Source organism: Shewanella sp. DW31, assembly GCF_015767295.1.
Taxonomy (GTDB): Bacteria; Pseudomonadota; Gammaproteobacteria; order Enterobacterales; family Shewanellaceae; genus Shewanella; species Shewanella oncorhynchi.
In genome coordinates this window covers 157,390-169,407 of sequence record NZ_JADWMP020000003.1, presented here as the reverse complement: position 1 = coordinate 169,407, position 12,018 = coordinate 157,390, and the positions used below count along the sequence as shown (strand labels likewise).

Sequence of the window (12,018 nt, the reverse complement as noted above, 5' to 3'; positions counted from 1 at the left end):
TCTGCCAGTTAATAACTAAGAGTTAAATTTGATTATGCCGTTTCGATATCTCAGCCTTGCCATCTTAAGTTGTTTCTCGCTCATCGCCTGCAGCAGTGCGCCAATTGACCCGAGTGAACTCGCCGGAAAATTACGGGATAAGTTAACGACGGATATTAAAAGCGATGGCCTTAAACTCTTCAGCTACAAAGCGCGGCTGGTCGATGAAAAGTCGACAATGAATGATACAGAGCGCCCTTTTCCACACGAGGCACGCATACGTAATATGCAAGATCCCCGTGAGCAACGTCGTGCGATGCAAGATCTACAGGACTCATTAGAAATTTGGGGGAGACAGGTTGATTTAGGTTTAATCAAAACCCTTGAAATGACGGGTTATTGCCGCGAAGGTTATATTGAATTAAGCCGAATTATCGAGCCCGGTCGAGGAGAAATCCGCGGTGAGTGCCAAGAGGGTGCAACCAATGCTGATAAACAAAAATTTATGAGCTATTAACTAAACTCAAAGTAATGAAGAAACGTGCACAGTTACCAATACAAAAAACTTAAATCGGCTAAAAATAGCTAAAACGATAATAAGCAGAATAAAAAGCAAGCATGCGCGTATGAGACAATACGCGCATTCACATCACACTAGACTGATTCGGTCAGTGGCACAGCACGATTTTCCAATAACACAGGGATACCTTCAGTGATCGGATAAGCAAGTTTATCTGCCTTACAAATCAACTGCTGCGTCGTTTTATCATACTCAAGTTTTCCCTTACACACAGGGCAAGCCACTATATCTAACAATTTTTTATCGAATGCCATGGAAGTTTCCTTATTTAGCTGCAGCCACTTCACGAAGACGTGCGAGCAGCTGTTCATCAAATTGTGGGGATAGCTTGGCATCGACCGCCAAATACCACCAGTTTTCTTGTGCAAAATCGCGACATTTAACCGCATCTTTTTCTGTCATCAACAGTGGCAAGCCTTGGGCTAAATCACCTAACTGGGTTTTATCGTAGGCCTGATGGTCATCAAAACCATGGCAGAAGGCCAGTTGATAGCCTTGTGCGCGCAACGATTCAAAGAAACGCGCTGGATTACCTATGCCAGCCATCGCAACGAGCGGCTGAGACTTATCGAAAGTATATTCACCAGACGTCGCATCACATTTAACAGGCTTCACTGCCGTAGGTGTCAGTTGCATTTCGAACTGCCCTTTTGCCGCTGAGCCACCATTACTGACAATAAAATCCACGGTATCGAGACGCCACGCGCCTTCACGCAATGGACCTGCTGGCAATAGCAAGCCATTGCCTAAACCGCGCTGACCATCAATCACCACCAGCTCAATATCGCGTGCCAGAGCATAATGCTGTAGGCCATCGTCACAGATGATGACATCAACACCAAACTCAGCAATAAGCGCATTAGCCGCATCGACCCGTTTAGCACCAACCACCATAGGCACTTGAGTACGCGCCACTATCATGGCAGGTTCATCACCCACCTCTGCCGCACTTGCACCTAAGCAAACCGATTTAACGCCTTGAATATCAACACCGTAACCACGACTGATCACACCGGGGTGAAATCCATGTTGGCGCAGTAATTCAATCAGATAAATCACAGTTGGTGTCTTACCGCTGCCACCGACGGTAATATTACCGACGACGATGACAGGTACAGGCATTGCAGTTTGTGATTTCATTCCGTGGTGAAACAAAGCGCGGCGCACATAAGTGATAACCGCGAATAAGCCAGATAAAGGTAACAAGAGCCATCGCAGTGGATGGCCCTGATACCAAATTTTATTTACTAAGGCCTGCATCTAACTACCAAATTGCATTTGGTATAATTTGGCGTACATGCCATCTAATTCCAATAGTGATTGGTGCGTCCCGCGCTCGACGATACGCCCCTGATCGACTACTAAAATCTGATCCGCACTCTCGATGGTCGACAACCTGTGGGCGATCACTACAGATGTGCGGTTTTGTCTGAGGTTATCTAACCCTTTTTGAATGGCTTTTTCTGACTCAGTATCCAGTGCTGAGGTCGCTTCATCGAGGATCAACACGGGCGCATCACGTAGCATAGCGCGCGCAATCGCAATCCGCTGCCTTTGACCACCGGACAATAACACACCATTCTCACCCACTTGGGTATCAAGGCCCTGGGGCAGCTGATCAATAAACTCCATCGCATAGGCCAAGGTCGCAGCTTCGATGATCTGCTCACGAGTGGCTTCACCTGGGTAGGCGTAAGCGATGTTATTGGCTATCGTGTCATTGAACAAGGTCACCTGTTGCGATACTAGTGCCACTTGATTACGCAGCGATTTTAGCGAGTAATCGTAGATACTGACGTCATCAAGCAGAATATCGCCGGATTCAAGGCCGGTATAAAAACGGGTCACTAAACTCGCAATAGTCGACTTACCTGAGCCAGAACGTCCAACTAAGGCTAAGGTTTGCCCGGGTTTGACTTCAAAATCGACATTCTCAAGTGCACGACGGTCTTGGCTGTCATAGGTAAAACACACATTATCAAAACGTAGATGACCCTTAGCACGCTCGACAGTATAAGTTCCCGTATCGGACTCTGGCAGCGTATCCAGTAATTCAAACACTGTGGTACAAGCCGCAATACCCCGTTGAAATTCGGCATTCACTCGGGTTAAGTTTTTGATTGGCTGTAACATGGCCATCATAGCGCCAAGAATCGTCGCGAAGGTACCCGCGGTAAGATCGGCTTTCATGCTGTCTAAGCTTGCCGCATAAAGTACAAAGGCTAAGGCGAATGAGCCAATAATCATGATCAGAGGCTGACTAATGGCTTGTGCCACAGCTAACTTCATATTTTGATGGCGGTTTTGATCGTTTACTTTAGCAAAACGGGTTGCTTCTGTTTCCTGTCCACCAAAGGCCAATACGTTTTTATGGCCCTTAATCATTTGCTCAGTCGTGGCACTCACGCCGCCCATGGCGGTTTGAATTTGCTTAGAAACCTTACGGAAACGACGACTAACCACCGCAATGACCATGCCCATGATAGGACCAATCACAAGAATACAGAGGGATAGCTTCCAAGAGTTATAGAACATCAGCACCAACATACCAAACACAGTCACACTATCGCGGACGATAGAAATCAAAGCACTTCCCGATGCTCGAGCGATTTGCTCAGTATCAAAAGTCACTTTTGAGATCAAGTTACCGGTATTTTCCTTATCCATATAACTGACAGGCAGGCTCAGATAATGCTCAAACACTTGCTGACGCATGTCCATGATCAAACGTGCACTCATATATGAAATGCCGTAAGTCGAAACAAAGTTAGCAAAGCCACGTAGGGAAAACATAACGATAACCACAAGCGGCGCCATCATAAGCACGTCGTTGTTTGCGTGGAAACCTTCACTGGTTGGCAATGCGATGCCGTTGGTCACCGCAGCAGGGGCGCCGCCGGAGAAACCCTTATCAATAAAGGGGCCGATGAAAGCGATAAAGGCGGCATCGACGAGACCATAAATAATTAATCCCGCAACTGAAAGCATAAACATGCCTTTCATCTGTTTTATATAGCCCAGTAATCGTTTGAAAACTGTCCACATTTCGTCTTTAGGAGATGTTGTCATTGATAACACTAAATTATGGCAAAGTAGGCATTCTACTCTGGATTAATCAAGTCACCAAATCTAAACAGAGAGTTGTACCAAAATGGCGCTAAATCACCACGATAGGTCTTAACCTCTCGCTCAGACTGCTGAAAAATCACACTAATCTGCCCTTCTATACCTGTAGTTAGGCCCATAATCTCCCGTTGCTGATACCGTTCAACTACTGTGGATTTGGGAAACCCCCAGCGATTAGCAAAACCAGCAGGAAACAAGACTAACTTGGGGGCAACAGCATCAATAAAAGCTTCAGTTGACGAGGTTTTACTGCCGTGGTGGGGCGCAACGAGCACTTCACTTTGTAACTCATACTCACCACCTAGGGCACGACTTAATAGCGAAGTTTCGATTTGCTTTTCGATATCACCCGTAAGCAGTAGACTCTGCCTGTCATCATCAATGCGTATAACACAGGAACCATTATTACCCGCTAACGCTTGAGGCGGAGAAAGCAAATTCAAGCTCAGCCCTTGCCATTGAATCTGCCTTGGGCGGCAATCTTGGCCGCTAAAACCAGCCACATCTGTGATCACTAAAGCCTTAGGGTAAGCCTCAATCAAAACAGGGGCACCACCTGCATGATCGTTATCGCTATGGCTGATAACAATATAATCAATCTCTTGAATGCCTTTGGCTTTTAGGAAAGGCAATATCACCCGTTCCGCATAACTGAAGTCATCACCAAAGGCGGCACCAGTGTCGTAAACCAGCCCTCTACCATCCTTTTCAATAACCACAGCTAAACCTTGGCCCACATCCAGTAAATGCATAGCCCATCGATTATTTTGAACGGGTGACCACAGCGTAATACAGAAAAGCAAAGCGGGAATAAACAGTAAACTCAGCAGGCTTAACCAAGAAGTATAATTTTTATTTTTAGGCACATAGCGCCATAACACACCACCGATGAGCGCGGATAACCCCAAGGCTAATATCGTATCTGAAAGCGCTAACCAGTGGGCTGGCAATTGCTGGCTTATGTCTAGCAACTGCGCATAGGGTGATAAACTCCAATCACTTAGGCGAAGCAGTCCCAACCAAGAGAACCCAAACGCAGTACCGACCCACCAGCATATAAATCCCGCCATAGCTAATGGGATAACAACAAAACTAAACCATGGCACAGCTAGGATATTCATCCACAAGCTGTGTAAACTCACACCACCAAAGAGTGCTCCTTGCAGTAATCCAAGCCCAAGGCTCAAGCGCCACTGGATGGCCCAAAATTGCAAAAGCCCCGCACTTACACGCGTCCTTCGAGTCGACACAGCCGTAAACTCTTTGGGCTGGATGACTAAGGTATATAAAATCACCCCTAAAGCACAAAACGACAGCCAAAATCCCGCACTTAAACAAGCAAGCGGGTCGAGTAACAATACGACAAACAATGCAAACAGCAAGCGCTCCCACGCAGTAGAAAATCGCTTTAATAAACTCAGAAGCATTAACAGTAAAATCATCACGAGTGCACGCTGAGTCGACACACCAAAGCCTGCAAGATAAGCATAAAATGCGGCGCCTATACCTGCCGCGACTAACGCAAAAGTCATATTCCGTCGACTCTGATGTGACACAAAACGACTCAATCCAAACAAAAGGCAAGCGTATACCCATGCCGCGACGACGGAGAGGTGCAAACCGGAAATCGCCACTAAATGGCCAGTGCCAGTCTGCCTTAGTGCTTGCCAACGAGCTTGCGAGATCAAATGCTTATCCCCCAAAAGCAAAGCGAGTAAAATGTCACCTTGAGGTAAAGAGGCTAATTCAGGTGTCAATGCGCTTATGAGGTCATTACGCAATGAAGGCGAAACTGCAAGTAACTGCGCCTCAATCACTCGTCCTTTACCGACAACATGTTGACTGATTAATTGTTTTTGTTCGTTGTAGCCGCCTTGATTTAGCACGCTAGCAATGCTCTTAGGTGTCAACGTAAACAGCCAAACCTGACCCACATCGACTTCTGGCGGATCTTTCCACGTGAGTCGCAATTTTGCGTTTGGCCCTAAGATTAAATTTGGTTTAATGAGCGATATATCCAAACTTAGCCAGTCGCTGTTTCGACTAACTAGTGATATGATTTCGCCCCTTACCTGTATAGGTTGTTGTAACATTGGCAAATCCTGCCTAGATAATCCTAAGCAAAAACCAGTTAGCCATGCTACCGCAAAGAGCCCACCTGCACAGACAGGGATTTTTCGGTGTAAGATTAACGCCCCAACAACAAGGTAGGGTATGTAACTGACTGGCGGCAGCGAAGGCCATAACATCGCTGATAATAAGATGGCACTAAAGCCAAACATGAATCGATTCATAGTGAATTAAGTTAAGACAGCAATTTCAGCATATGCCAAAAAAATTAATTAAAAGATTTATGCCTAAGCCTGAAACCTTGCGTGAGCATAAACACTTACGCATGTTCGGACGCTTGTTACACAATCCCAATCTATGGGCACTTAATCGAAAATCCGCCCCAGGCGCATTTGCCGTAGGGTTATTTGTCGCTTGGATCCCCATGCCATTTCAGATGGTTGTTGCAGCGGCTTTTGCCATTCTATTTAACGTTAATATTCCTGTTTCAGTTGCATTAGTATGGATAACCAATCCCTTAACTATGCCAGTGATGTTTTATGGGGCGTATTTACTCGGTGCTAAAATACTCGGCCATGCTCCGCAAGATTTTGCCTTCGAAGCAAGTTGGCAATGGATTGAAGCATCGCTTGCGACCATAGGTCCGGCATTCTTACTCGGGTGTCTAGTGCTAGGAGTGGTTTTTTCCGCTGTCGGTTATTTGCTGATTAATAATCTGTGGAAATATTCAATTATGTTTAAGTGGCAGAAACGCAAGAATAAATAATCTCTTATATTCAAATCGCTTATGTTGGTACAACGATTGAGTCAAGGTAACAGCATAAGCGGATTAACACATTCGCTTCCCTTTTGTTCATCATGTGAATCACCTTCTACATACAACCACGTTAACTCCGCTTTGCGCCGAATTTAAGATCGTACATATCTGTGAATTAAATCACACAGCGGCGCCTAGCTTTTCCCTAAAAACAGATTTTTGCTGTTACTATTTATAAAAACATCAAGTAGGGAATATCCATGCCTTTTTATCATCAATATGGTTCTAAAAGCCTCAAAGCAGTTGAACACTTAGTCCTATTTATTATTGCCATTGCCACCGTTGTCGCAATAGGCCAAGAAATTGTGCATATCATCTCTGTACGTATGGTCGCACTGGCCGATTTACTCTTGTTATTTATTTTCTTAGAAGTGTTAGCCATGGTGGCTAACTACTATGAATCCGGTAAGTTACCAGTACGTATGCCGCTTTATATTGCGATTGTCGCCTTGGCCCGTTACCTAATCTTAGATATGAAGAGCATGGAAGACTGGCGTATCGCAGCAATATCATTATCGACGCTAATTTTAGCGGCAACCGTGATTGTGATTCGTTGGGGCCAATTAAAAATGCCTTATCCAAAAAATCAAGAATACGACAATTAATCAAATACCTGAGTTGGTGCTATTGAAACCTAAATCAATGGCACCTGCTGTTCTCGTTTTAAAACTATTATCAAAGACCTAGCTTTCACATTGGTATTCTGCCAAAAAGCAATTATGCTAGTTTTACTGAGATCAATAATTTACGGGGCAATTGAGTTATGGGTGACCATACTACTGGTTTTGAAGAAAAACGCACATCGCTGCGAGTCGACATGGAAGCAGAGCGCGTGGTCTTGAATTGGATCGACACTCAAGGCATGAAGCAAACAGATGAAGGTGTGTGTATCGACTTAGCAAGACGCGGCATTTTATTCGATTATAAAAATCCGTTTACACTCGGGGAACTCATCGAAGTGACCTTTAATCCCGATAGCACACAACAAAATACCGTCAAAGGACAAGTCTGCCGCTGCGCAAAATGCCACGACCAAAGCTACCACATTGCCATGCAACTGCTTTAATTTAACTTAAATTTCGCAGCTTTAATGGCTCTGTTCTACACTCAATGAATTGAACAATTCATTAAGGGGCGTCAGTATGATCTTGCTGGTAGGTGGTGAAAAAGGTGGTAGCGGAAAAAGTTGTCTCGCTCAAAATCTTGCCGTTTATATTAAGCAAAAATTTCAGGCAAACGTCCTCATGGTCGATTGTGATCCCCAGCGCACGACTTCAGATTGGATCCAAGCAAGAAATAATGATCCAAGCCTCCCAAGCATTAATTGCATCCAACTTTACGGCAAGATTCGTAATGATTTACTCAGCCTCAATGAGCGTTTTGACTACGTAATTGTAGATTGTGGTGGTCAAGATAACTTAGCCATGCGCGCAGCTATGTCGGTAGCAACTTATGTTGTGATCCCCCTCAGACCCAAAAGACGCGATCTCAAAACATTACCCCACATGGAAGACATGCTAAGTACTTGTAAGATGGTTAATCCTAAAATGATCGCGACTATAGTGCTAACCCAATGCCCAGCGCTTCCCACACAGTTTAAACGCATTTTAGAAGCCAAAGATGTGGTGCAATCCTTTGGACTAAGGGTGCTAAATTCAGTTACATTTTGTCGAAATATTTATGATGACAGTGAAGAAAGAGGCTCTTCAGTCGTCGAAATAGAACCCGATGGGAAAGCAGCTGATGAGATCCGCGCCATAGCGGATGAGTTATTCGCAATGCCACCAGAAAATAGCTATGAGCTTAACTGATCTTAAACGTAAGAAACCTAAACAAATCATCAAGCCGGTTTCTGTCGATGATTTCATTGAAGATGCCAATAACTACGCCTTAGGTAAGGCGAGTTTATTAGCTGCGCCCACCACACACACCATAGTTAAGGGCTTAGATAAAAAATCGACTAAGATTTATCGCCACGCGACCTTTACCCTCACTGAAAACAGTATTTCTCAGCTTGACGCCCTATCGAAATCCACCAATATTGCAAAATCTCGATTACTGCGTATTTTGATCAATGAATTTACCCAACTCACACCCGCACAGCAGGAGCAAATTGCAAATAAGCGCCATGATGAAGCCTAAGCTTCAACAAAATAATTACACATCTAAGTGACTAAAAACTAACCAGCGAAATAAAATGAGTACGCTATGGCACTGTGTATTATACCAATAATATTAAATGGTTAGTCAGTTCAGAGCCTCACTGGCATCTCAATCCAAGGCGCATTGACGCAGAAATGGTCATTCCCTATTAAGTCAATGCAACACCAGAGTGGAATGCCTGTGGCTCCCGAAGGGCGGCTGATGTTAATGGCATCGCGCTTTATACTGCGTTTAAGGCTTTGGACAGAGCACCGCTATGCCTTCAAGCCTTCGCCTTGTCTAAAGCGCGTTGAACTCCCGCTGAATGAACAGATATTTAATACGATGGGTATTAATGCCCACACTTTCGCCCAGCTACAAGTTGAATACCTTGGGACGTTTCGTAAAACTTACCTTTACCTATAAGTAACTCAATTAATGCTTCGGCACTCAAATCAGTTGCACTACAAGTATGGTATCGAGCCGCCGAGCCAAACTTTTGCTCCATCATGGAAATTAATTCAGGCTTTATAATAGCGGCCCCTTGAGCTACCATCAGCGCCATAACATCATGACCGTGAACAGAATTGGACATATGTCCTCCTAAAGATGCAATATTATTGTTCTTTATATCCTAACGGTTAAATTCGAACCCTGATCTCGCGCACAAACTTTCAAATGAGGACGACTGCGCCGACATCTGTGACGATAATGTGAGCCATTATGTCTTTGATCCTATTACTGACCCAACAGATGTCGCTGTACTTAGTGATCGTTTACTTAGTCAGTAAAACGCCACTGTTTAAACTGTTTGCCGAAACGTCTCCTCGTCTGCCACATAAGATTTTTATGTATCTGATTTTTTCGAGTTTCTGCATCATGGCAACTTATTTTGGTGAGCAAACCTCGGGAGCGATTGCCAACACTCGTGCTATGGGCGCAGTTTTAGGCGGATTATTAGGAGGACCGGTTACTGGTTTTCTGGTGGGGCTGACTGGTGGGCTACACCGCTACAGTATGGGAGGCTTTACTGATATAGCCTGCGCCATCTCCACCACCTTAGAAGGCTTATCCGCAGGGATGATAAGCTTCTACTTAAGACGCGCAGATAAAAGTGAGCTCATCTACAATCCATTACTCGTTTGCCTAGTGACTTTTTATGCTGAAATGATGCAAATGAGCATCATACTTTTGGTTGCACGCCCCTTCGATGATGCATGGGAATTAGTACGTCAAATCGCGCCGCCCATGTTATTAGTCAATTCTGTGGGAGCGGCACTCTTTATGAGCATGATCCGTGACCAAAAAACCATGTTTGATAAACTCTCATCGAGCTTTTCGACTAAGGCATTAAAAATTGCCGAACGCAGTGTCGGATTACTATCCAAAGGATTTAACGAAGAAAGTAGTAGTCACGTCGCCCAAATCGTCATCGAAGAAACCAATGTTGGTGCAGTGGCCATCACGGACAGGGAAAAACTGTTAGCCTTTATTGGCATAGGCGCCGATCACCATCTCCCAGGTACACCGATTTCGTCCAAAATCACCTTAGAAGCCATCAATCAAAATAAGGTCATGTTCGCCGATGGCGTTGAAACGCCCTATGCATGCTCTATTTCTTCTCATTGCCGTCTAGGGTCAAGTCTTGTGATCCCGCTGCGCAGTGATACCGAAGTCATTGGCACGATTAAACTCTATGAGCCTAAGAATAAACTTTTTTTGAATATCAACCGTACTTTAGGTGAAGGTATTGCCCGTCTGTTATCAAACCAAATTCTTTATGGGCGTTTTGAGCAACAGCAAAATCTACTGACTCAAGCCGAACTTAAATTACTGCAGGCTCAAGTCAATCCGCACTTTTTATTTAATGCACTGAATACCATTAGCGCGATTATCAAACGTGATCCTGATATGTCTAAGCAGCTACTGCAGCAGTTATCGCAATTTTTACGGATCAATTTAAAGCGAACGACAGGCTTAGTGACGCTTGGGGACGAGCTAGATCACATAGCGTCCTATCTCACCATTGAAAAAGCGCGTTTTATTGATAAATTACAAGTCAGTATCGCGATACCTGAATCACTCTACCACTGCAAAGTACCAGCCTTTACCCTGCAGCCGATTATTGAGAATGCCGTAAAGCACGGCACTTCGCACATGATTGAGCAAGGGCAGATTAAAGTGACTGGCAAGCTCGAAAATGATGTGCTGGAGCTAGAAGTCACAGACAATGCAGGGTTGTATCAGCCCATTGAGGGCTCAGAAGGCCTAGGGATGAACTTAGTGCATAAGCGAATTCAAAATATTTTTGGCGAACAATACGGCGTGACAGTGGAGTGCGAGCCCGATCAATTGACTCGTGTCACCATAAGATTGCCCATAGAAAGCCCTGAAACATCAAATATGGATAACCGCACGTGATCACTTGTTTAATTGTCGATGATGAGCTGTTTGCTCGTGAAGAATTAGCTGACCTTTTGGGGCAAGAACACGACATCCAAATCGTCGGTCAATGCGCCAATGCTATTGAGGCATTACAGAGCATAACCAAAGAAAAACCTCAGTTAATCTTTCTTGATATCCAAATGCCACGCATTTCGGGCATGGAACTTATTGCAATGCTCGACCCCGATGACATGCCGAAAATCGTGTTTGTCACCGCCTACGACGAGTTTGCCGTCAAAGCCTTCGACAATCATGCCTTCGATTATTTACTCAAACCCATAGATGCCGACAGACTCAGTAAAACCCTCACTCGCGTGCGTAAAAATCTAACGCCTCAGGCTATGGACTCCATTACCCCAAAGAGTCTTGAACATATTCCCTGCTACAGCGGCAATAAACTCAAAGTCATTGCAATCCAAGATGTGGAATATGTGTTCAGTGACTTAAGCGGCATCCATGTGGCCAGCACGAAAGGCAAAGTCCATACCCAGTTGACCTTGAAAGTGTTCGAAGAAAAAACCCCACTGGTGCGCTGCCATCGGCAGTATTTGATTTCACCTAAGGCGATTGCTGAAATTGAGCTGTTAGATACAGGGGCTGAAGTCACCACTCATTTAGGCGATAAAGTACCCGTATCACGCCGCTATCTTAAAAGCCTTAAACAGCTATTTGGCTTTCAATAAACACAATCCAAAAGTCATCTTAGCGACGTATTTTTAGCCATAAGATAGCCAACAACACTCACCGTTAACATACAATGGTAACCACTTAAGCTCACCAATTGCCGCTCACACTGCATTTTCGACCACTCATTGAAATTACAAAGTTTTATATCAACAACTTGTTTACACTCGCCAGA

General features: G+C 44.6%; 14 protein-coding genes. 9 read left to right on the top strand and 5 right to left on the bottom strand.

The window, feature by feature from the left end:
• The first annotated feature begins 34 nt into the window (after window positions 1-34).
• The gene (locus tag GWI56_RS04265; protein WP_028760398.1) at window positions 35-496 is read left to right on the top strand and encodes a hypothetical protein; all 462 of its coding nucleotides are present in this window, start codon (window positions 35-37) and stop codon (window positions 494-496) included.
• Window positions 497-633: 137 nt separating this feature from the next.
• Here the strand turns inward: GWI56_RS04265 and GWI56_RS04260 are convergent, their stop codons facing one another.
• Genes GWI56_RS04260 through GWI56_RS04245 form a run of 4 tightly spaced genes read right to left on the bottom strand, consistent with a single transcriptional unit; the run spans window position 634 to window position 5,979 of the window.
• Window positions 634-813: a Trm112 family protein gene (locus GWI56_RS04260; RefSeq protein WP_006081200.1), complete on the bottom strand. Its 180-nt coding sequence runs from the start codon at window positions 811-813 to the stop codon at window positions 634-636.
• Window positions 814-823: 10 nt separating this feature from the next.
• Window positions 824-1,819, bottom strand: a complete 996-nt coding sequence (lpxK, locus tag GWI56_RS04255) for a tetraacyldisaccharide 4'-kinase (RefSeq protein ID WP_198572221.1) — start codon at window positions 1,817-1,819, stop codon at window positions 824-826.
• Window positions 1,820-3,628, bottom strand: a complete 1,809-nt coding sequence (gene msbA / locus GWI56_RS04250; RefSeq protein ID WP_105252892.1) for a lipid A export permease/ATP-binding protein MsbA — start codon at window positions 3,626-3,628, stop codon at window positions 1,820-1,822.
• 32 nt (window positions 3,629-3,660) lie between these two features.
• The gene (locus GWI56_RS04245) at window positions 3,661-5,979 is read right to left on the bottom strand and encodes a DNA internalization-related competence protein ComEC/Rec2 (protein ID WP_198572220.1); all 2,319 of its coding nucleotides are present in this window, start codon (window positions 5,977-5,979) and stop codon (window positions 3,661-3,663) included.
• A 32-nt stretch (window positions 5,980-6,011) separates the two neighbouring features.
• Between GWI56_RS04245 and GWI56_RS04240 the strand changes: the two genes are divergently transcribed.
• The 6 genes from GWI56_RS04240 (at window position 6,012) to GWI56_RS21680 (ending at window position 9,140) form a co-directional block, all read left to right on the top strand.
• The gene (locus tag GWI56_RS04240) at window positions 6,012-6,521 is read left to right on the top strand and encodes a DUF2062 domain-containing protein (protein WP_028760402.1); all 510 of its coding nucleotides are present in this window, start codon (window positions 6,012-6,014) and stop codon (window positions 6,519-6,521) included.
• 251 nt (window positions 6,522-6,772) lie between these two features.
• A complete protein-coding gene (locus GWI56_RS04235) occupies window positions 6,773-7,177 on the top strand; it encodes a phosphate-starvation-inducible PsiE family protein (RefSeq protein ID WP_028760403.1) in 405 nt (134 codons plus the stop codon).
• 158 nt (window positions 7,178-7,335) lie between these two features.
• Entirely contained in the window at window positions 7,336-7,638 is a 303-nt protein-coding gene (locus tag GWI56_RS04230; protein WP_198572219.1) for a PilZ domain-containing protein, read from the top strand.
• Window positions 7,639-7,714: 76 nt separating this feature from the next.
• Window positions 7,715-8,383, top strand: coding sequence for an AAA family ATPase (locus GWI56_RS04225; RefSeq protein ID WP_028760405.1), 669 nt, complete (start codon window positions 7,715-7,717; stop codon window positions 8,381-8,383).
• The gene (locus tag GWI56_RS04220; RefSeq protein ID WP_028760406.1) at window positions 8,370-8,714 is read left to right on the top strand and encodes a replication protein RepA; all 345 of its coding nucleotides are present in this window, start codon (window positions 8,370-8,372) and stop codon (window positions 8,712-8,714) included. Before GWI56_RS04225 ends, GWI56_RS04220 begins: the two co-directional genes overlap by 14 nt.
• A 228-nt stretch (window positions 8,715-8,942) precedes the next feature.
• Entirely contained in the window at window positions 8,943-9,140 is a 198-nt protein-coding gene (locus tag GWI56_RS21680; protein WP_242068351.1) for a hypothetical protein, read from the top strand.
• Here GWI56_RS21680 and GWI56_RS04215 read toward each other — a convergent pair.
• The gene (locus tag GWI56_RS04215) at window positions 9,067-9,309 is read right to left on the bottom strand and encodes a YecH family metal-binding protein (RefSeq protein WP_105252897.1); all 243 of its coding nucleotides are present in this window, start codon (window positions 9,307-9,309) and stop codon (window positions 9,067-9,069) included. The two genes, GWI56_RS21680 and GWI56_RS04215, sit on opposite strands and share 74 nt — an antisense overlap.
• Window positions 9,310-9,437: 128 nt before the next feature.
• Between GWI56_RS04215 and GWI56_RS04210 the strand changes: the two genes are divergently transcribed.
• Both GWI56_RS04210 and btsR read left to right on the top strand, forming a co-directional pair.
• On the top strand, window positions 9,438-11,135 hold the full coding sequence (locus GWI56_RS04210) for a sensor histidine kinase (RefSeq protein ID WP_028760408.1): 1,698 nt from the start codon (window positions 9,438-9,440) through the stop codon (window positions 11,133-11,135).
• Entirely contained in the window at window positions 11,132-11,842 is a 711-nt protein-coding gene (gene btsR / locus GWI56_RS04205) for a two-component system response regulator BtsR (RefSeq protein WP_028760409.1), read from the top strand. The genes GWI56_RS04210 and btsR overlap by 4 nt, the downstream gene beginning before the upstream one ends.
• The last annotated feature ends 176 nt before the right edge of the window (window positions 11,843-12,018 follow it).

What these genes read in the sequence shown, in the direction of transcription:
- GWI56_RS04225 (WP_028760405.1), top strand. Translation starts at nt 7,715, where the DNA reads ATGATCTTGCTGGTAGGTGGTGAAAAAGGTGGTAGCGGAAAAAGTTGT.
- GWI56_RS04235 (WP_028760403.1), top strand. Translation starts at nt 6,773, where the DNA reads ATGCCTTTTTATCATCAATATGGTTCTAAAAGCCTCAAAGCAGTTGAA.
- GWI56_RS04215 (WP_105252897.1), bottom strand. Translation starts at nt 9,309, where the DNA reads ATGTCCAATTCTGTTCACGGTCATGATGTTATGGCGCTGATGGTAGCT.
- GWI56_RS04245 (WP_198572220.1), bottom strand. Translation starts at nt 5,979, where the DNA reads ATGAATCGATTCATGTTTGGCTTTAGTGCCATCTTATTATCAGCGATG.
- GWI56_RS04260 (WP_006081200.1), bottom strand. Translation starts at nt 813, where the DNA reads ATGGCATTCGATAAAAAATTGTTAGATATAGTGGCTTGCCCTGTGTGT.
- lpxK (WP_198572221.1), bottom strand. Translation starts at nt 1,819, where the DNA reads ATGCAGGCCTTAGTAAATAAAATTTGGTATCAGGGCCATCCACTGCGA.
- GWI56_RS21680 (WP_242068351.1), top strand. Translation starts at nt 8,943, where the DNA reads ATGGCATCGCGCTTTATACTGCGTTTAAGGCTTTGGACAGAGCACCGC.
- msbA (WP_105252892.1), bottom strand. Translation starts at nt 3,628, where the DNA reads ATGACAACATCTCCTAAAGACGAAATGTGGACAGTTTTCAAACGATTA.
- GWI56_RS04220 (WP_028760406.1), top strand. Translation starts at nt 8,370, where the DNA reads ATGAGCTTAACTGATCTTAAACGTAAGAAACCTAAACAAATCATCAAG.
- GWI56_RS04210 (WP_028760408.1), top strand. Translation starts at nt 9,438, where the DNA reads ATGTCTTTGATCCTATTACTGACCCAACAGATGTCGCTGTACTTAGTG.
- GWI56_RS04230 (WP_198572219.1), top strand. Translation starts at nt 7,336, where the DNA reads ATGGGTGACCATACTACTGGTTTTGAAGAAAAACGCACATCGCTGCGA.
- GWI56_RS04240 (WP_028760402.1), top strand. Translation starts at nt 6,012, where the DNA reads ATGCCAAAAAAATTAATTAAAAGATTTATGCCTAAGCCTGAAACCTTG.
- GWI56_RS04265 (WP_028760398.1), top strand. Translation starts at nt 35, where the DNA reads ATGCCGTTTCGATATCTCAGCCTTGCCATCTTAAGTTGTTTCTCGCTC.